This window comes from Paenibacillus sp. CCS19, from assembly GCF_033239625.1.
In the GTDB taxonomy this organism is placed as follows: Bacteria; Bacillota; Bacilli; order Paenibacillales; family Paenibacillaceae; genus Paenibacillus_T.
Genome location: NZ_BTCK01000049.1, coordinates 1 through 18,621 on the forward strand (window position 1 = coordinate 1; position 18,621 = coordinate 18,621).

Consider the following 18,621-nt stretch of genomic DNA (forward strand, 5'->3'; position numbering starts at 1 on the left):
GGTTCTGGTTCTGGTTCTGGTTCTGGCTCCGGTTCCGGTTCCGGCTCCGGTTCTGGTTCCGGTTCGTCCGGTGCTTCGGGCTTGGCTTCCGGCTCCGGTTCGTTTTCTGGCTCGTCCGGATCTTCGGGCTCGGGTTCCGGCTCCGGTTCGTTTTCTGGCTCGTCCGGATCTTTGGGCTCGGGTTCCGGCCCCGGTTCGTTTTCTGACTCGTCCGGATCTTCGGGCTCGGATTCCGCCTCCGGTTCATTTTCTGGTTCGTCCGGATCTTCGGGCTCGGGTTCCGGCTCCGGTTCATTTTCTGGCTCATCCGGATCTTCGGGCTCGGGTTCCGACTCGGGTTCCGGCTCCGGTTCGTTTTCCGGTTCGATTTCAGGTTCGTCTGACTCCTCAGCCTCAGGTTCCGACTCCTTCTCTTCCGCGTCAGCCTCCTTTTCGTTATTCTCTTCCTCTAAACTTTCTAGATCATCGAATTCAGTGAAGGAATCCCCTTCGCCCTTGGACTCGTCCAGTGCATCATCCAGCTTATCGGACTCCTTATCCTGATCCATCTTCTCAGGATGAAGCCTATTATAGTCATCCTGAACCTTTTCTCTTTCCTGAATCTCTTTACTTAATTTGTCGAGCTCGGCCTGCTTCTCTTCCGGGGACTTCTTCTCCCACTCTTTCCGATAGTGCTCCTTACGGTTGTTTTGGAACCATTTACCAACCGGAGATTCTTTAGCCTGCCCATACATTATATTGAATTGATTTTTTAGATCATCTTTAATTGTTGTCCCAGTAAAAGCAGGAGAAAAATTCGTAAAGTGGTTAACCCCTTGATATATGGCGTCCGGTGCAAACTTCGCTGCCAAGTCCATTTTATCATTCATTACTTCCAGCTTATGCTCGGGCATTCTACTCGGGTCGTTGATCACTTCTTTCATATGCTCTGTTCTAGCTTTGAATGCCTCGGGTGAGCCTCCAACCTTAAAATCTACGATTTTATCATGAATTCGATTGGCTACACTGCTCTTGAGCTGATGCGTGGCATCGATCGTCTGCCTCACCACGCCTGCAATTCTCGCTTTTATATTCATCGATTAATCACACCTGCTGTGCTCGGTCTAACGATATAGAACCATTGCTGATCAAATAAGGAATAGCTTCGGCCAGCATCTTTATAATGTTCTCTCTCGGCAAACCGATCACTTCAACCAGCCTGTCAACTAGCACATTCAGCGAATAAAGCGGGTTTGCCATCCGCCACACGGTTACCGCTGCTAACGATAATGTATTGGAAGGCGCGTTGTGGAACTCGGTGAACTCAAATTCCTCGTTCCCTTTTGCAACAATACTTCCTTTCGGAATCGCGACATAATCCGTATAAACGGACAACGAGAGAAGCTCGCTCGAATCAATGATAAGCCCCTGCTTCTTGAGTGTACTCACACACGCCTTAATCTCATCCAATCCCAATTCCAGAAGCTTCGTGAACTCTTCCAGTGCATACGATGCAAAGTTCGCCACCTGCCACACTTTATAGAGAGACTCGGCCAATACGATACGTTCTCTAGCAATTTTTACACCGTACACGAAGCTTCCATCCGCCTGCTGGAACTTGCCCAGCCCTTCACCTATGCCGACTAGAATTGTCTTCATCATTGTACCCCCGATTCGATTGCGTCAACATACTCGAATCCCCATAGAGAAAGCTTGTGCAGCTCAATGCCATGCTTAAGAAGCAGCGCATACGCTTCATCCAATGAAATACCTCGTTGATCCATTAACGAATCTACGACCTCAAGCAGCATTACCCTACCGGCCGCCGCATTCCATACGTCGTACTGGTCCTTCGTCAATTCGTAGCTTTTTTGTGCACGGCTGTCCGAAATCAACCACTTTTGATTGGCAAACCCATGCGCGTAGCCGAATCTGGACACTTGCAGCGTTATTAGATTTCTATCCTCGATACCGGAGAACGACCACGGCATTATCAACCTCTTATCGATCATTCGTAGAACGATCTTTGGCAGATCCACTTTCGATTGTTTACTCATTTTCTCAGTAATCGCCGTCATCCACGAATTCAACGTTTCGAAACGATGCATTTGCCCCCAGATCGTATATTCGAAACCGTTCAGTTCAAATTCGTCGAAGCCATTGGATACAACGAACACTTTTACTGACCCATTGGACGGGAACTCTCCCAGTCCTCTACCCACACGCACATACGATTGGTCTTTGTCCATCATCTGAGTACCCCCTCGTTAAGATTTGATCATAGCCGGATAGAATAGGAATGGTTCACCGTTAAAAGGCGAGACGATGCACTGACCGACCTTGAGCTCTGTCAAATTCCAATCCTCAATTACATTACCGTCGATAACGCTTTCTTGAACCCCTTTATTTGCATTCGAGGAAGCATAAGCGATCATTCTTTGATTTCGGCCGTGACGATTGATAATGAACTTACGACTCGGCTCATCGAACAGCCGGAATGCGAACACCGTACCGAAGCCGGCGAGAATACTGTCAGCTAATGCATCCGAATACACATGCTTAACTTGCCCGATATTTTGTATGCCGGCGATAATGCGTACCCCGAGGGAACGCCCAAAGTTAAGAGCGTTATCCATATAGTTTAGTTTTGGGATTAATGGAAACTCGTCCAGTACGAAAAACACGTTGCCTCTGCAGTTCTCTTCCTTGGTTCCCAAAATATTTTTCATCGCGATATCCAAAATCATCGTATAGATCGGCTTCAACACATTGGAGCTAGAAATATCGTACTCTAGGAAGATCGCCCTGCCGCTGCGCTCCTGAATCGCTCGCGTCAGCGAGAAATTCCCAGCTTCCCGAAACGTACCATTGAATACTCCGAACAAGTTCTGGTACAAGTGCATTAAGAAAGATTGGTTCGTGCTCTGGTTGTTATCCTTGCTGATATAGCTTCGCACCCATGCTAAGTCCTGATGGTTCAGCAGCAGGTTGCGAATATGTGCATCCGTCGCTGATTTAACCCACTGGATTAATGTTGAATGATCCTCCGACGTTCCTTCCTTCTCCATTACTCTTACTTTGGCACTTAAAATGGCAGCGAACAAATCCCGTGCTCCTGTCGCAAAGATCGGCGCAGAAGAGCGCTCCATATCTTCTTTGAACAAAGAAGAGGCTATCTCCCAGATGACTTCGTCCCGTTTCTCTACCGGCGTCGCAAGTATATCCTGGAAAATATTCCATCTAACGAGTCCATTTACGTTATGGCTTTCGTTTGTGAGTACATAGTCACCTTCTCGGTAAAATTTTTTGAGATAGTCGCCCTTCGCATCGAAGAAGACGAATACGTCGTCCTTCGTTGCTCCACCGCGAATCCCCCGAACGACGTGATCCATGGACACCGTTTTGCCACTTCCAATCGCGCCGACAAATAATAGATGGCGATGCATCAGCTGTGGATACAGCATGACGCCGGATCGATCGGCACCTGGAATGCCGTAGTTGGCATTTGTTTCGTTCACCCACTTCACTTCGTTCGTCTTTAACGTTTGCAACTCCTGCCCGTTAATAACCAGATTCTTAATGAGACTCACGATATTGCCTCCTCAGCAAAAAAAAGAGCCCAATGAGTGAACAATGGACGTCTTTTTTCTTCATTCATTCGAATTTGTTGTTACATTAAACTGCTCTTGCTCCGCATTGCGGGCAGAACACGTCATCCTTTTCGTAAGTCGAACCACAGTCACACGTATTTTTACGTTCATTCGAGAACGTACTATTTTCCTGATTGTTCAACTGTTGTTGCTTATGGGCAGTATTCACGGTCGTATCCTTCACCTTGGACACTGTGTTCTTCACCGCATCAATGGTAGACGCGAATTGCTCACTTACCGGCACTGCTTCAAAGGAACCACTGGTCATCGGGATATTGCGCCACTTGTCCAGCGCATGGTCGCCCATGATCTGTACATCCTGAATTAGCGCACCAAGCTCGCGCAGCATCTGTTCAGTGTTGCGTCCAGGACCGGCAGCGGTAACAGTCATGAGCGCATCATTGCCCTTCACCCGGGAAAAAAGCGTGCTCTTCTCGACGGTAACGCTAAGCGCAGAAGATGTTTGAGCACCTAGAATAGATATGTACATAAGAATACCTTTCGACCTCAAGCCATTGTATATGCAGATCGCCCCGACGACAAGCATCAACCAACTAATGATAGATGAATTATTAATGGTCATGATAAGACCAATCAATCCGAGGATCGCGCCAAAAATGAGTAATTTGAAGCTGCGGTGACGCATCAAGCCCGCCATGACGCCCGTGACGCTATCGATCTTGGCGTCGCGGATAATGAGTCCAGATCCCGTAATAGATTGCGAGCTGCCGGTAAAGATGACTCGTCTGTTCGTGACGATCACAAAGCCTTCTGCTTTAGGAACGTCCAAAGCGGAGGCTTCATACTGACGGATCACAACCTCATTATCAGCCAGTACAATTCCTTGTACCATTTTCATTGAGTTACCTCCATTAGGTTATTTGAATATAGCTGTTTTTTACTATTGAATAGTAAAATAGTAACAACCATTCCTAATACTATAATGCTTGGAGTAGCGTGTAAATAGATCCCATATTTTTTATATTATAAATTTTCTCTAAAGACATTCTCCGTTACTTGCTGCAATAGAACAGGCTTACTGGAAATACGCTAGAGTATAAACCTATAAACTACATATCCTGCAGCAAGCAAAATAATGATGCCTAGACAGCCGCCCTTCCCGCCACCTTCATTCCCTCGTTTTGCTCGCGGCCTTACTGGAGCCACCGGTGGTCTTACTAGCGGCCTGACTGGTGGTTCTTCTTTACGGCGTCTTCCCGGCTTCATCGATACCACTTGTACATGCTGGTTAGTGGCACTCGATTTCCGTTTCGCTTCCTGTATGAAATACTGTAAATGGTCATTTGAAAGCTTAAATTTAAAGATTTTGTTGCAGCGGCCGTTTTCATATTCAAGGATACAAGCAAGATCTACCTCATGCTTATAGTCCCGATTAAATTGATCCAGACAATCTCTCAGTTGATTCGCATGGTATTCTCTGGTCTTATATTCAGTGGAATAATCAATATAGACAACTTCGTACCGGTTCAATGTTTTCTCCCCCTTGGTGCATAAAACAACCTCCCCTTTCCAGCAGGAGAAGAGGCGTTTATGCGCTTCGCTATTTTGAATTACGTGTTAGACAAGCGAGTTCCCAGGCCAGGTTCGTATTCGGATATGAGCCCTCATACTCGAATTGCCCGGTCAAACGTTTCCGAATGGACTCAATGGCCCCGAAGCCCGTCATCATTATGCGAACCCTTCCAAAAGGGGAGAACCAGTTTTCCAGCATGCCGTTGATACGGATTGCAATCTCTACTTCCTGTTCAGCTGTGACGGTTAAATATGAGCACCCTTGAAGGACTCCCGAAACCATCGGGCCAGCAGCACGAACGGATATTTGTTTATCTTCCTCAACGAAGGTTAGCTGCACCCTGACACCCGTATTCGTTACATCAAAAAGAACCGGATAGACGGATTGCAGCTTAAGAAGTGCACTCTGACGAGTAATGATTGTCACCCTCGGCAGTTCTTCTGGTGATGGCTCCTCGTCAGCCTCCACAATGTAAAGCTTTTGCCACTGATCATACTCTGCTTGCGAGATGTTCAGCATTTTGACAATCTGACCCTCTAGCCAGTCGAAGTAGGATGTTACGCCACCTTCCCATTGATGAATGGACTCCCCGTTAATCATGAAGTACATGGGGCGGACCATTACATCATTTAATACCGTAATGTAGGAACTCCCTACTTTCTCTACCACAATTTGGAATAAGCTGGCAAATGAGCGCTCTATTTTGGCGCCCGCAATGATGTGAGATTGATCTATGCTGAACACTTCAGACAGGAATTGCCCTAAGCGTTCCTTGCTAAAGGAAGGCTCAGCTTCCTCCTCTTTGTCCTCCACGGCATGATCTGGGCTCTCATGATCTGTCGTTGGTTCATCCTCATTCTTATCTACTTCAGCCTGCGTTTCAGATTCCGGTTGAATGGATTCTTCGTAAGCCGACTCCTGTACAGCACCGGTGCTTTCAAATTGCACAGTTGCGGGCAGTGACGCTTCCTCTTCACCATCTCCTAAGATACTTTCCAGCGGAGCTTCCGCATCGTAGTCATCCGTAGATGATTCATCCATTGGTTCGGTCTCTTCCGGTCCAACCCACTCGACCAGCAAGGGTATGGAAAAGATCTGATTATCTTGACTAATGATTACCACATCATAATAATTGGACTGCATGACGAGATCTTCTCTATTCAACAGCTTTTCGGATATGTAAAGCAGCTTAGAGTCGTCTTCATGTGTAAAAGGATGAATGATCCCTTCGGACGGAGCGGGACGCATTCGTGAACTCCACAGTATATCGTTATCAAGCCCGATTTGAACAAACCAGTCTTCCAAGCGGTCGGCAGAGCGAATTACTACCATAGCCTGCTTCAATTCATCCGCATCCCAACTGATCGCCGGTATTAATGTAATTTGATCTTCCAATCTGGCTAAACAAAAGTGAACCGAAACCGACATTATTCGTTCTCTCCTCTTGACGACGTTGTTTGAATTCCCAACAGCTTCTCGGGCAACACAAATAGGTATGAAAGACTAAACGCCGCAAAGTATAATGCAAGGCTGAGGTTAAACCAAAGCCCCCATACGCTTCCAGTCTCCTCTGACTGCTTTCGTACCTTTCGTGCAGACCACACGGACATATCGATAATGAAACGTACTATATGCTTGCGAACCGGCATCCCTCGCAACAAATGCGAGATCTTTGGACTTGTTCTCGCGTAATGCGCCAACAGATCACGGCCCCAAGAAACCTGCCTTAACGTATGATCGCGGAACCATCGCAGAGTGTCCAGATTTCCATGGGTTGCGGAACCATAGGCAGCCGTTGAAATAAAGCACCAGCCATCCTTTTTAGGAGGCTGCGGTTTCGGTACAGGCCGTGGATTAGGCCGTGGGGGTATAGGCCTTGGTTGTTCAGGTGTTGGCCGAGGTACAGGCCTTGGCGGTACAGGTCTTGGCTCTGGTTTGGGCTCATTCCTTGGTGCCGGATTAGGCCTTGGCTTCGGCTTAGTTTCCAAACCAGCTGCGGCTTCGCCCGTTCCCGACCTGAACGTCATCTCTTTCTTTTTGGCATTAAACTTTGCATTAACGCTCCCAGCCAGATCATGAAGATTTTTTTCAATCTTCTCCAAGTCCGTTAGTCTTTTTCCGGGGTCATGCTCGCAAAGCTTACAGATCAAATCATGGATTTCTTTTCCTTTTGGTTCCTTCATAATTTTCTCTTCTGACACACCATTGGGATATAAGAAGGATCCGTCTTTAATCATTTCCTTGGTGAATGCCGTATCCTCATACACCATTTGATGAATAATCACTCCAAGTGAAAAGGCAGCAATTTGTGCCGACGTTGCTTGCTTTGCCGACACCCAATCGTTTCGGTGATCTAACAATTCCGGAGCGGAGTATCCCTTACTCGTTCGCCAAAAATTAACGTGATTTTCATTTAGCGTGCCTTTCCCAGTCGTGTCACAAATGCTCCCAATCCCGATAAATCGGGGAATATCGTTTTTCAGAAGCAAAATATGTTCCGGATTGAAGTCTAGGAAGGCGTATCCATTATCATTCAATACCCGGAGAAACTGAAGAAGCTTGATGGCAATGCGGCCAACCCTTGTGAAATCCACTTCTTCCCGGCTTGAAGAAAATCTCATTTTTTTGGATTTAATTGTATTTGATAGCGGAGTACCCGGCAAAAAGTCCAAGATCAGGACGGGCTCTGAGTCCCTCAGCTCATCTGGAAGACTATCAACTGTATTTTGGGTTTTAAACCAATCGAGCGGCTCGGGCAAAAGTGGAGATACGATTTTATTCAAGATTCGAATCTGCTCAAGTAATACCTGGCGTCGCTCTTTGATGGCTCGCTGATTTGCCAGGTCTTCGGGCCGGTAGAAAACTGTTTTAATGATGACCGGGCGGCCGACCGTGTTATCGAAGCCTAGATGGAGCTTTGTCCGCTCCCCTTTACGCATCAGAACATTGTTAAACCATTTCCAGTTTGTCTTCGTTTTAAGATTCATATTATTAGGCGTAAACACGGACCATCTTTTCTTTAAGTCAGCATTGACGGCCTGGAGGGGCAACCCCTCCTTGTGTGCCTCGCTTGTTTTGAAGAACACGTTGATCTCCCTCCATGCTACTCCGGTATGTATTGAATCCCGAATCCCCGATTGCTTCCAATCACAATTTTCGTCTCTTTATCCACAAAAAACTGTTCGCATGGATATACGATAGCTCCATCTCTCCAGGTTCCTCTGGTGCATTCATCATGAACAGTGAATAGTAATCGGTTCCCAAACAACTGCAGTTTGGCATGCTGCCGTGACACAATTCTGTTCGTGTCGTGATCGGTTAAATCAACATGTGGGTAATGGAAGCGGCTGGTGCTTCTTCTTCCAATTTCTATGGTCTTATCTTTGACCGGATACCGCATAATGACTTTTCCGGCATAATAAATATTTAGATGCGCACCCTGGATTTCTTGGACCTGCTCCCGCTGCGTGCTTTCATCCAACGGAAGCGCTATTCCTTCATCCACTCCCTTAACTAACTCATGAAGCGGAAGAACCGCATCTGCAATTCTCCTCAGGCGTCCTGAAGCACGAACACGTCCTTCATAGGCGCCGACCCAGAAGAGACGTCCCGCAAATTGAATCTTCTCGCCTAAGCTTGAGAAGTCGCCGTCGTTGGAAACGACCAGGACTCCCTCCACTTCTCCCTTACGGACCGCCTCAAGTCCGACTTTCATTAACTCATCATCATCATCCCGGCTCTGATTCATAGCTTTCATCGCATCGGTCTTCTTTTTGCTGTTCACCCGTGTTACTGAAACGCCATAATTCGCCAAGCCGTCTTCCGGCCTTCCGAATCCCGGCTCATCGAGTACAAAAGCCTGCGTTCGAATTACCGTAATGCCCTTTTTGCTGTATTGGCTCGGTCTGGATAAATTTTGTTTGAGTGCTGTGAGTATACGCCCGATCTCATGTTCAATTTCGCTTACTGCACGGGCCTCTGTATTGTTCTTTATATTGATAAATAAATTAGCATAGTCTATTAATATAAGAAATTTCATTATCCAAACCTCTTTACTTGCTTGAAGCACTCGTAGATTTGACGAGTTACTTCATTCATCGTTTGATAACGTTCTTCCCGATTGGCTGTTGTCGCTCTCTTGATCAATACCTTCGTCGTTTCCGTCAACGGATACTTGTCCAAGTTTTTGTAAGGTATGGAGCCATATTCTTCAGTGAACTTTGCAGGATTGTCGCTAGTAAGCAAATGGTACACCGTTGCTCCTAAGGTATATATATCAATTCGTTGATCCAGCTTTGACAGCATGCGCATTTCCGGATTCATCTCGGGCGGCTTAAAGCCCCATGTGCCCGTGCCCGCACTGCCGAACCCTTGCCAATTACTGCAAGACCTGCCTTGTTTGTCATCCATCACGAGTGTCATGCCACCAAAATCGATCAAGGTCAAAAACATATCGTGTGTCAGCATAATATTCTCAGGCTTTAAGTCTTGATAGAGAAAATATAAGTTCTTCTTGTCGCGGTCACGTCTATGGAACCCTTCCAAAATCGTACAGAGCTCCAAAGCATACTGAAGCACCTCGGATTCCCAGAAGCGATAGTGCCCATACCCGCGCTCCTTGAGCAGCTCATCTATCCCATTCTCGATTAAATCTCCTAGATTTTCTCCATCAATCATCTGCATGATGATATAAGGCTCATTGTATGCCAGTTCACGATCATTCACCGTAAAGGTCTGGCCGTCAACATCCTTATGCGGGCCATAAATAAACGGCGAAAAATCATAAACTAAATCATTTACGTTAGGCATGCGCGACTCAGCCTTTTGCTTGAAGTTCAATAGGCAATTAAATTCAAACATTATTTGCTTACGGATCTTCTCAATCTTATCTTTTCGGCTCAAATCATCGGCATAAGAAAACAATCCCGGCTCCTTGTCATACCTGCGGGCTTTAACCAGCACTTTCCGCCCCAGAAGATGCGAGTCTTTGGCGGTAAAAATAATGCCAAATCCTCCGGAGGAAGACAGAATACCATCGATTTCATATCTCCCCCCTAATATGTGGGGGGCAAATAATCGATCTGTACCTTTGCTGAAGCTTAAAATGTTATGTCCTAATTCTTCTTTTACCCATTTGGCTACCACTGGCGTTCACCGTCACTGGCTGTTTTAAAGATCAACCCGTATTTTCCGCTTAAAATAATCCGATCATTGTGTTCGAGCGGAGCCTCTTGTCTTTCCAGCAATAGCTGTTTATTGACTTGCACGGTATTCTTCGTGGAAATATTCCGTACAATATAACGTCCTTGCTGCCTAATGATTAAGGCGTGCCGGCGGCTAGTAATACGTTCCGGATCAATGTCCGTATAGTCTACTTCAGGGTCTTCGCCGTTGCTTTTCCGCCCGATCAAAACTTCGTCATATTGCAGCGGTACCGTCTTGTAGATCTTCCCTTCAAAGTAAATCTCAAGACGATCACCTTCGTAGCCGGCGTAGACGTCGTCCGGTGTATGGCCGGCTGCACCGGACAGTGCTGAGTTATAACCTGCATCCCCACGGTAGATTATGCGGCCATCCTTGTCGATGATGTAGGACGGACCATCGGCAACCGATTGATCTGATTCCGGTTCGCTATCGATTGAGTAATTGCCGGTTTCTGATGGTTTCTGCTGAATATCCTCCTGATCGTCCTCTTGCCCGCCTTGTTGCTCGTCTTCTTTATTGTCTTCTTGCCAGTCTTCTAGTTCATCCTCTAATACGTCTTCTTGATCAACAACTTCTTGCTCCTCAGCCTTTTGTCCAGCTTCGGGCTCTTTCTCGTACAGAGTCTCCCACACTTTTTCTTTCTTAGGTTCCGCTTCTTCCACCGGATTGTCTACATAGTCCACTAATGCAGCGCCGCAATCGCAGAAGCCATCATGAAACTCTGGATTCGTTTCGTTATAAATTCGTCCGCAGCCTGGTTTTACACAACGTTTTAAACGCACCTAAACTCCTTCTTTCCGCTATATGTTATCTGCCAAAGATGAAATCCTCATCTTCCTCATCGAGCAATGGCGATATTTCTCCGCTATCCGCCGCTTTACTTGAGGTGCTGTGTGCCTTATTCAAATCACTCAGCGTGATTTGTCCCGTTTTCTGGAATTTACTCAACATTTCGCGATACAATTTAGCTTCCTCGACCATACCAAGGGACATGTACTTATCAATAATTAACTGGTATTTCTGACCTGCCTCACCATTCTTGCTCTTCTTAAGCGCATCCTCCGCTTCCGTCAGCAAGCGCATAATCTCTGCCTGCGAGTAGCCACTTTCGACCTCTCCGTTCCTTCTTTGAGCAAATTGGGATTTATCTCCGAATTCAACGGCAATCGACTTTTTGGTAATTTCCTTATCGGAAGTAATTCCCGGAAGATAGTAGGTCGCTTCGGCCTGCATAAGGCGGAACATCCCGTTATATCCCTCTTGAGGAGGAACCGTAATGAGGAAGAAATATTCATATCGTTGATGCGTTTCGACCTGTCCCAGCTTTAACGTAACCGTCCGGTCATCTTGCGGCATACGAACCTTACCGAGGTACATATTCTCAGGAACACCGCGATAATGCTCCGTTACTCGGACCTGCGGCGAAAATCTCAAATGCAGCTCCAGATTTGTAGCCAGAACGTCCTGGCTTTTCTCGAACAGCTCTGTGAAAATCCGTTCCGCATCTTCCGGTGTTTCAATCAAGTTTGTGCGCCCTTTCGACGGGGCCGCGATCCGGTTAATAAAAGCCAGGTTAAAATCGTCACCGATCCCCAAGCAGTCGATGGTAATGTTATATTCAGCAAGCATTTCACCTTCGTGTATACCAGCTTCCTCTGTATCCCCTACCGGATTTCCGTCTGTTAAGAAAATAATTTTCTTCGGACGGCTTCCGGGTATATCCTTCAGTAGTACGCGAGCTTCTCGCAAGGCACCTGAAATATTCGTATTTCCTGAGTACCGGCGACACTCTTCCAATTTTTGAAGCATTTCTTTTTGCTGATTCTTCTTATAGCCCTTGAAGATAATATGGGAGTTATCCTCGTAAGCAACGAGCGAAAGTGTATCATTATCTCTTAATTTGGGCAGCAGCTTCTGAACCGCCGAAATCGCACAATCGAGTTTGGAAGTACCTCCGGTTACAATGTTGCGCAGTTGTCCCTCAATCATCACCGTTTGCCCCGTTGATACGACTTCCCCGGCAATGATGTCCCTCATGGATCCGCTGACATCCAATACAAGACAAACATCCGTACCTAATTCGGTTGGAACATTATCTTTCTTCATTCGGATCTCGTCACTCGGGTGAATCGTTAATTTCACTTTGACCTGACGTTCTTTATTATCGTTTAACAAATACGGTGTGTTCAGTTCGGGTTTCAAAACCAGCTCATTTGCCATGTAATTTCCTCCTTAGCAGCCTTATAGGTTTCAAGTTGCAAAATAACCGCTGTAATGTTATCTCCACCGCCATTGAGATTTGCAAGCTCTACAATTTTCTCGAGGGCATTCTGGAGAGGGGACTGCTCCTTTGCAAAATCATACAAAAGGTTATCAATGATCTCATCAACCTTCCATACATCGTTCTGATGCCCGATCGGATATAGATAGTCCGTTACTCCATCGGAGCAAAGAAACAGCATATCCCCTATATCCAGCTTTACCTCGTTCATCGTAAAATCGATGCTTCTTGGTTTTAGCGGCTTTTCAGACGAATCCGCCATTCCCAAGTATGCAATTAGACTCGATTCATCCTCCGAATCGTACACCTCGGACCATTCTATCCCCTTGGATAAACTGTCATTGATTATATTCTGATCGGCATGCAGAAGCTGGAGACCGTACTGCGGCGACCATTGATAGATTCTGCTATCCCCGATCGAAATGGTATATGCCGTATTTCCAATCACTAGCGCAGCCGTACACGTGCTTCCCATCAACTCGGAAGGTGCTGCCCTCACGTCCTCTGGAACTAGCGTATCTGTATGCTGCACAATCATTTCGTTCGCCTGTCGAATAAACTCGGTTAGAAAGCTTTCCACCTCTTTCTTTCCCGATAGTTCTGCGCTGTTTTCCTGCCACAGATTTCTTGCAACATCGATTATATATTGCGCTGCAAGCGACCCTCGTCCATATTTCGCTGTGGTAATGCCATCCGCTACGACTACAAGTGCTTTCCCTTTATCCTGCAGAAGGATATACCGATCTTGATTGACATCATCAGGATCTTTCGCACGCGCTCTCTTCTGAACACCATCGTCTGTTATGGCTTGTATGTTATAAATAACATTCGGATAATCCGACGCCCCCCAGAAGGATTCCAGTCTGCCATGGTAGTCATTCATTTGATCCGCTACACTTGAATAACGTCCGGCCGGAGAAATATTCGTCGATTTACCTGCCCAGGTATGTAAACTAACAGGAATTTGAGATTTCATCTGCAGCAGCTGATGTGCGGTATACCGAAGCTCCGATAAATTCGATATTCCGCGTATGCGCCCTTGAAGTAGCGATACGAACAGCATCCCCAGCAGCATTACATCCGAAGCCTTCGTGACCGGCTCTCCATGTAGAACCTCAGGTGCAATATATTCGAATGATTCGGCATCCCTAACCACTTCTTCAGATATATATAGCGGCCTTGTCAAACGGTAGACCAACGAGTTGACCTGATTGCCATCCATCCAAAAGTCCGACAAATCCATTCTTCCCAACACATTTCCGTCGGCATGAATCGATTGAATAATGCTTCCGACTCTTACTACGATCTGGTGTACGAGACCAAAGGATAGCTGCTCCTGCTCTTCCAAAAAGGATTGAAGCGACTTCTTCCCTTTCGGAAAATAACAAATATAACGCTGCTCAATCTCCTTTATATAAAGCGGAGGCTCAATATCAGCGGAAGGCTGCACCTTGCTATTTGAGTATGGATGGTATGATGCAGTAACAATATCGCAATCTAGTGATGCTTCTTTCCATTTATTCTGATATGTAATCCACTCATCTGTAGTCCCACCAATCAGTCTTCCGCAAAATTCGCAGAATTCCTCATCTCCCCCTACTTCTCCACAATGCTGACATAGTACTTGGGCCATATTCAAAACCCTCCTTTCGTAGCCATTTAGACCTAAATAGGAAATTGTATGTATACAACAATAATACCAGAACTTAAAAATATAGAGTGTTAAAATACTTAAATATATGCTAAAGATTTTAATGTCAAAGGCACGCGACTAATCTTAAACTATCCTGCCCGGTCGTATTATGAGGTCACCAGATCTTTCTGGTCGACCTCCTTTTTTTGTAAGATTGTGGTAGCCAGGGATTGAGCCTTCATGCCAGTAGGACTCGGATCCCGAGAGCTATTCTGTTCGTCCCCCCTACTTGTTTAACCATGCTTAGGCTAGTTGGGGCTCGCCCCCGAATCACATGAGATAATGTAGACGACAAGAAAGTTAGGGGTTACTGGATAAAATATAAAAAGGAGTAGTTACATGAGTCCTGTCATCGGTCTGGATGTTTCTATAGGAGAAAGTCATGCTCAAACATTTAATGATCGAGGAATTACGCACGGAAAGATCTTTCGATTTGAGCATAACCTCGAGGGGCTGGCGTCTTTCCCAAACTATGTGCAGGATCTCGAATCCTTTACTGGACTACGTCCGGCAGTAGTATTAGAAGCAACCGGCCACTATCACAGCCCTGTTTCTAGATGAGCATCAATACTTGTATATCTTCATTAATCCCTTGATTCTCACATCAGGCTAAAAAACTAATTTATGCAATATCAAACGGATATTGCTGACGCATACCAACTAGGGGAATTGTTCTACAAAGAAGAGTTGGAGCCATACAAAAAACGGGGACAATTCATGATGAGTCTGCGCTATCTGACAAGGCAGCGACTCTTTAACGGATATGTATGTGCAAGCGAAGCTGCTATTTCAAGCAGTCCTTGATCAGTCTTTTTAGAATACCGAGGTGGTTTAGAGACCTCTACTCGAAGGTATCCCTTCGTTTCCTGGCTCTTAATCCTACATCTTCTTCGGTGTTTACCAAATCGGTCATGCTCTCAGAACAGCCAATCAAGCTGCAGCTGACAAATTTGACCAGATACTCGAGTTCAAGAAGAAGACAAAGTAACCCATCACACAAATGGAGACGGATGAAGAACATTGAAGAGTTTTACGGAAGAAGTGGTGGATGATGAAATAACCCGCTATGTACGAATCAAAAATGGCAGATAGTAGTTGCATAAAAAATAACCCGCTGGCCGTAATGGTCAGCGGGTTATTAGTATACAACAAAGATTTCTTTTGATGCTAAATTGTAATGTTTAATATCTCATTACACCACTTTTCACATCAAATTCACATCAACAGCGCCGATATGATACAGATTTTTCACTTTCTATAATCTGTATTACATCACAAATCTCTCTATAATAAAGGCTTTTTTACGTCTGTATTACTCCCTTTTCATCCACACCACGCACTCCACATGACTTGAGTGTCGGTCACTGAATTTATGGCTTAAAGAAAAGCAGAGGGAAGGGCAAATCTGTAACGGATTTGCGGTATCCCATCTGCTGTAACTTCGATTCTTTCAACCAACCTATGAAGCAAATCGGAAGTAAGGTCCTTTAATTTCATGAACCTTTGCAGTTCTTCCTTCATCCGAGCGACCATAACGTCCAATCCTTTGGTCTGAGCCATGTTAGATAGTGTAGACTTCTTCAATTGAAGTTGTTCGATGCTGCTGTTAATGTCATCAGTAACATCCTTATACTCAGCCTCAGTAATTTTATCTGATGCTAAGAGTCTGATTAATGCTCTCCGCTCATCGTTTAGCTTCTGAAGCTGTTTATCTACTGCATCTAATTGCTTAGTAAGCTGTTTCCTTGATGTTGTTGCCTTTGCCTCAACCCGCTCCAACACGTCCCTTTGATTCAAGGCTTCCGTCCATGTACGGATATCTTCAAGGATGATAGACTTTAGAACCTCTTCCTTTATGGTGTGCTGTCCGCATACATGTTTGCCATGTTTGAGATGAGTTCCACACACATAACCTTTTCGGTTCTTCAAATACCAAAGGCTCTGACCACAATCTGCACAGTAAGCAATATTAGTAAAGAGATGCTTTTTGCATTTAGGCCGTTTCTTCTTACGACTTTCCATGTGCCTCTGTACAGCTTCAAAGTCTTCACGGGAGACAATAGGAGCATGAGCATTGGGAATAATTACTTGAGCATCTTTAGCAACCTCAGTACGCACCTTATTCGTTACACTAAGCGTTGTTTCCCAACAAAGAACGAGGTCACCAGTATAATGAGGGTTAATTAGGATTTTCTTGATAGTTGTTCCTTGCCAGTAAAGCCCTGCATTTACTTTATCAGCAACTTGAGAAGGAGTAGGAAAGCCTTCTTTGGTCAAGGTTCTAGCGATTGAATCAAAGCCTTTTCCCTCCAAGTAAAGCCGATACACCCGTCTTACTACGTCAGGCGTTCCATCATTTCTGATGAATAGTTTCCCTTCCTCCACAGTGTAACCGTAAGGAGGAATAGAACCCTTAAACTTGCCTTTTTGAGCCTGAGTGCGTAATACAGCTTTAATCCGCTCACTTGTTCTCTGTGACTCTTGCTCATACATCCATGCATAAAGCCCAAACATACTACGGTTGCCTTCGATAGTGTTAACGGCATTATCAAGTGTTATGATATGAGTGCCACTTCTTTCTGCCATATCTTTTATCTCGTATGATAGCTTTCCGTTGCGAGCCAAACGAGATAATTCTTTGGCTAGAATGACATCAAACTTCCGTTGTTTTGCGTCCTCTATGAGTCTTTGCAAATTCGGACGTTTGTCAGTAGTTCCACTTTCAACATCTTGATAGATTCCGTATAACTCCCACCCTTTTTCCTCAATAAAATTAAAGAAGAGGGATTGTTGATTATCAAGGCTTTTCTTTTGTTCTTCTTTATCTGTAGAAACACGAATATATACTGCACATCTCATGATAAAATCCCTCCTTTATCACAAGATGCATCGGTGTCAGCATCTTCATTATACTCGTTTTCGTTAAGTTCTTCTAATACCCTTTCAATTTCGGAATCAATCAACGGTAGAAACAAATCTAAGAAGGACTTACCTTCTTCTGCAAAGATTCTGATAGCTGTCATAGTAGCCCCTCCTAGATTAGTTTATAGCCGAATAGCTAATTTCAAGTGGACTTAGTATAGTAGCTTGAGGGCTCGTCTCAAGTAATTTCATACGATTACTGAATGTTCCCTGATTGTATAGTCGTTTCATCGTTGCATACCCAAATGTTTTACCCAGTGAGGTAAAACCAATTAGCGTTTCAGCTACTTGCACACTTTTCAGTGATTCAAGCCATTCAATAGTTAGTTCTTGAGTTCCACTAAATACAAGGTGCGGACTGATTTTTCGAGTTATAAAGACAAAGAACTCCTTAGTAAGCAAATGTTTTGCACGCTTGTCCATCGAGTATTCTCTCATTTCGTGTTCGGAAGGGGAAACCTCCATTCTCAAGATACCTTTCGCCTGCTCAATTACACTCGTTGTTGCATCTTTTCTTCGCCGTTCTTTCTCCTTGTCATAAAACATGATTCTGCCGCTATTGTTCTGCCAAATGACCGTTTCTGTTTGGTTATAAGTGACGGTATCTCTTCTCGGATATTTCATTAGAGAAAGTTGAAAGAGATAATCCGTAACCTTACTTCCGACACTAAAGTTCCAACAAACATCAATCCGCTTTACTTTCCACTCACTTCGGTCAATATCAACTCGTAATACATTGCGTAACTGATGGGATAATAATGTAAAGAAAGCATCGATATCCTTCGTTGTTAGAAGGGTTATATTTTCATCGAATAGGAATTTAGGAATAGATAATTCTATTTCAAGGACTAAGGTAGTGGAGTTATATTTCACAAATGGAATCTTATTACAAGCGAAGGTATAGACATCCGTAAAGACTCCCGTATTCTTATCAAGATACGTAGTTACTTTTGCTTCAAGTGATTCAAGAACGATAGACTCTATAACAATACTCTCAGCTTTTAATCGAACTGTATCAAACACAACAAATCTCTCCCTGTAAAATCAAAATTTTGTTAGTAATTTAAGGTGTTACAGGAACTCGATTGGTGTGCACAGCCAATTGGTCCTTACACTAAGAGTGGTCGTGATATGCATGCGATTAGTTGCGATGCACTTCGTAACCTTCTCACCGTATCTATCGTGGCGACTATGCATTGTGTTGCGATTAGTGCATTTTTATTTTAATTTCACAAAAACGTGAGAAAGCGAAGGTAGGCTAATTACACCGTTTAATGATGGTAACTAACCATTTTACAGTTCTCTCAAGTACCGTCACTTAAAGGAATAGGTTATAATTTTAGAGCATTATTGTACG

The 18,621-nt window shown here is 44.8% G+C and carries 16 protein-coding genes and 1 pseudogene; 1 reads left to right on the top strand and 16 read right to left on the bottom strand.

Going from position 1 to position 18,621, the window contains the following annotated elements; genetic code table 11:
* From SBI19_RS24615 to SBI19_RS24675, 13 genes and pseudogenes are all read right to left on the bottom strand, one after another.
* Positions 1 to 1,076: pseudogene (locus tag SBI19_RS24615) on the bottom strand (hypothetical protein); the annotation flags it as partial.
* 7 nt (positions 1,077 to 1,083) lie between these two features.
* Positions 1,084 to 1,641: a hypothetical protein gene (locus SBI19_RS24620; RefSeq protein WP_317972177.1), complete on the bottom strand. Its 558-nt coding sequence runs from the start codon at positions 1,639 to 1,641 to the stop codon at positions 1,084 to 1,086.
* Entirely contained in the window at positions 1,638 to 2,231 is a 594-nt protein-coding gene (locus tag SBI19_RS24625) for a hypothetical protein (RefSeq protein ID WP_317972178.1), read from the bottom strand. The genes SBI19_RS24620 and SBI19_RS24625 overlap by 4 nt, the downstream gene beginning before the upstream one ends.
* 15 nt (positions 2,232 to 2,246) lie before the next feature.
* Positions 2,247 to 3,569, bottom strand: coding sequence for a type IV secretory system conjugative DNA transfer family protein (locus SBI19_RS24630; RefSeq protein ID WP_317972179.1), 1,323 nt, complete (start codon positions 3,567 to 3,569; stop codon positions 2,247 to 2,249).
* An 85-nt stretch (positions 3,570 to 3,654) separates the two neighbouring features.
* The gene (locus SBI19_RS24635) at positions 3,655 to 4,488 is read right to left on the bottom strand and encodes a hypothetical protein (protein WP_317972180.1); all 834 of its coding nucleotides are present in this window, start codon (positions 4,486 to 4,488) and stop codon (positions 3,655 to 3,657) included.
* Positions 4,489 to 4,679: 191 nt separating this feature from the next.
* Positions 4,680 to 5,120: a hypothetical protein gene (locus tag SBI19_RS24640; RefSeq protein ID WP_317972181.1), complete on the bottom strand. Its 441-nt coding sequence runs from the start codon at positions 5,118 to 5,120 to the stop codon at positions 4,680 to 4,682.
* A 70-nt stretch (positions 5,121 to 5,190) separates the two neighbouring features.
* Complete coding sequence (locus SBI19_RS24645; protein ID WP_317972182.1) at positions 5,191 to 6,591, bottom strand: hypothetical protein; 1,401 nt, start codon at positions 6,589 to 6,591, stop codon at positions 5,191 to 5,193.
* Entirely contained in the window at positions 6,591 to 8,249 is a 1,659-nt protein-coding gene (locus tag SBI19_RS24650; protein ID WP_317972183.1) for a CFI-box-CTERM domain-containing protein, read from the bottom strand. Before SBI19_RS24650 ends, SBI19_RS24645 begins: the two co-directional genes overlap by 1 nt.
* A 17-nt stretch (positions 8,250 to 8,266) precedes the next feature.
* On the bottom strand, positions 8,267 to 9,202 hold the full coding sequence (locus tag SBI19_RS24655; protein ID WP_317972184.1) for an NYN domain-containing protein: 936 nt from the start codon (positions 9,200 to 9,202) through the stop codon (positions 8,267 to 8,269).
* On the bottom strand, positions 9,202 to 10,308 hold the full coding sequence (locus SBI19_RS24660) for a serine/threonine protein kinase (protein WP_317972185.1): 1,107 nt from the start codon (positions 10,306 to 10,308) through the stop codon (positions 9,202 to 9,204). The genes SBI19_RS24655 and SBI19_RS24660 overlap by 1 nt, the downstream gene beginning before the upstream one ends.
* Positions 10,302 to 11,150 carry an FHA domain-containing protein gene (locus tag SBI19_RS24665; RefSeq protein WP_317972186.1) on the bottom strand — a complete coding sequence of 283 codons (849 nt, stop codon included), beginning with the start codon at positions 11,148 to 11,150 and terminating at the stop codon, positions 10,302 to 10,304. The genes SBI19_RS24660 and SBI19_RS24665 overlap by 7 nt, the downstream gene beginning before the upstream one ends.
* A 25-nt stretch (positions 11,151 to 11,175) precedes the next feature.
* The gene (locus tag SBI19_RS24670; RefSeq protein WP_317972187.1) at positions 11,176 to 12,588 is read right to left on the bottom strand and encodes a vWA domain-containing protein; all 1,413 of its coding nucleotides are present in this window, start codon (positions 12,586 to 12,588) and stop codon (positions 11,176 to 11,178) included.
* On the bottom strand, positions 12,567 to 13,886 hold the full coding sequence (locus SBI19_RS24675) for a PP2C family protein-serine/threonine phosphatase (protein ID WP_317972188.1): 1,320 nt from the start codon (positions 13,884 to 13,886) through the stop codon (positions 12,567 to 12,569). Before SBI19_RS24675 ends, SBI19_RS24670 begins: the two co-directional genes overlap by 22 nt.
* Positions 13,887 to 14,681: 795 nt before the next feature.
* Between SBI19_RS24675 and SBI19_RS24680 the strand changes: the two genes are divergently transcribed.
* Positions 14,682 to 14,903, top strand: a complete 222-nt coding sequence (locus tag SBI19_RS24680) for a hypothetical protein (protein WP_317972189.1) — start codon at positions 14,682 to 14,684, stop codon at positions 14,901 to 14,903.
* A gap of 816 nt (positions 14,904 to 15,719) precedes the next feature.
* Here the strand turns inward: SBI19_RS24680 and SBI19_RS24685 are convergent.
* Genes SBI19_RS24685 through SBI19_RS24695 form a run of 3 tightly spaced genes read right to left on the bottom strand, consistent with a single transcriptional unit; the run spans position 15,720 to position 18,287 of the window.
* Positions 15,720 to 17,201, bottom strand: a complete 1,482-nt coding sequence (locus SBI19_RS24685; RefSeq protein ID WP_317972190.1) for a recombinase family protein — start codon at positions 17,199 to 17,201, stop codon at positions 15,720 to 15,722.
* Positions 17,198 to 17,365 (bottom strand): hypothetical protein, encoded by a 168-nt coding sequence (locus tag SBI19_RS24690; RefSeq protein WP_317972191.1) that lies wholly within the window; start codon positions 17,363 to 17,365, stop codon positions 17,198 to 17,200. The genes SBI19_RS24685 and SBI19_RS24690 overlap by 4 nt, the downstream gene beginning before the upstream one ends.
* 16 nt (positions 17,366 to 17,381) lie before the next feature.
* Positions 17,382 to 18,287 (bottom strand): ANTAR domain-containing protein, encoded by a 906-nt coding sequence (locus SBI19_RS24695; RefSeq protein ID WP_317972192.1) that lies wholly within the window; start codon positions 18,285 to 18,287, stop codon positions 17,382 to 17,384.
* Between the last annotated feature and the right edge of the window lie 334 nt (positions 18,288 to 18,621).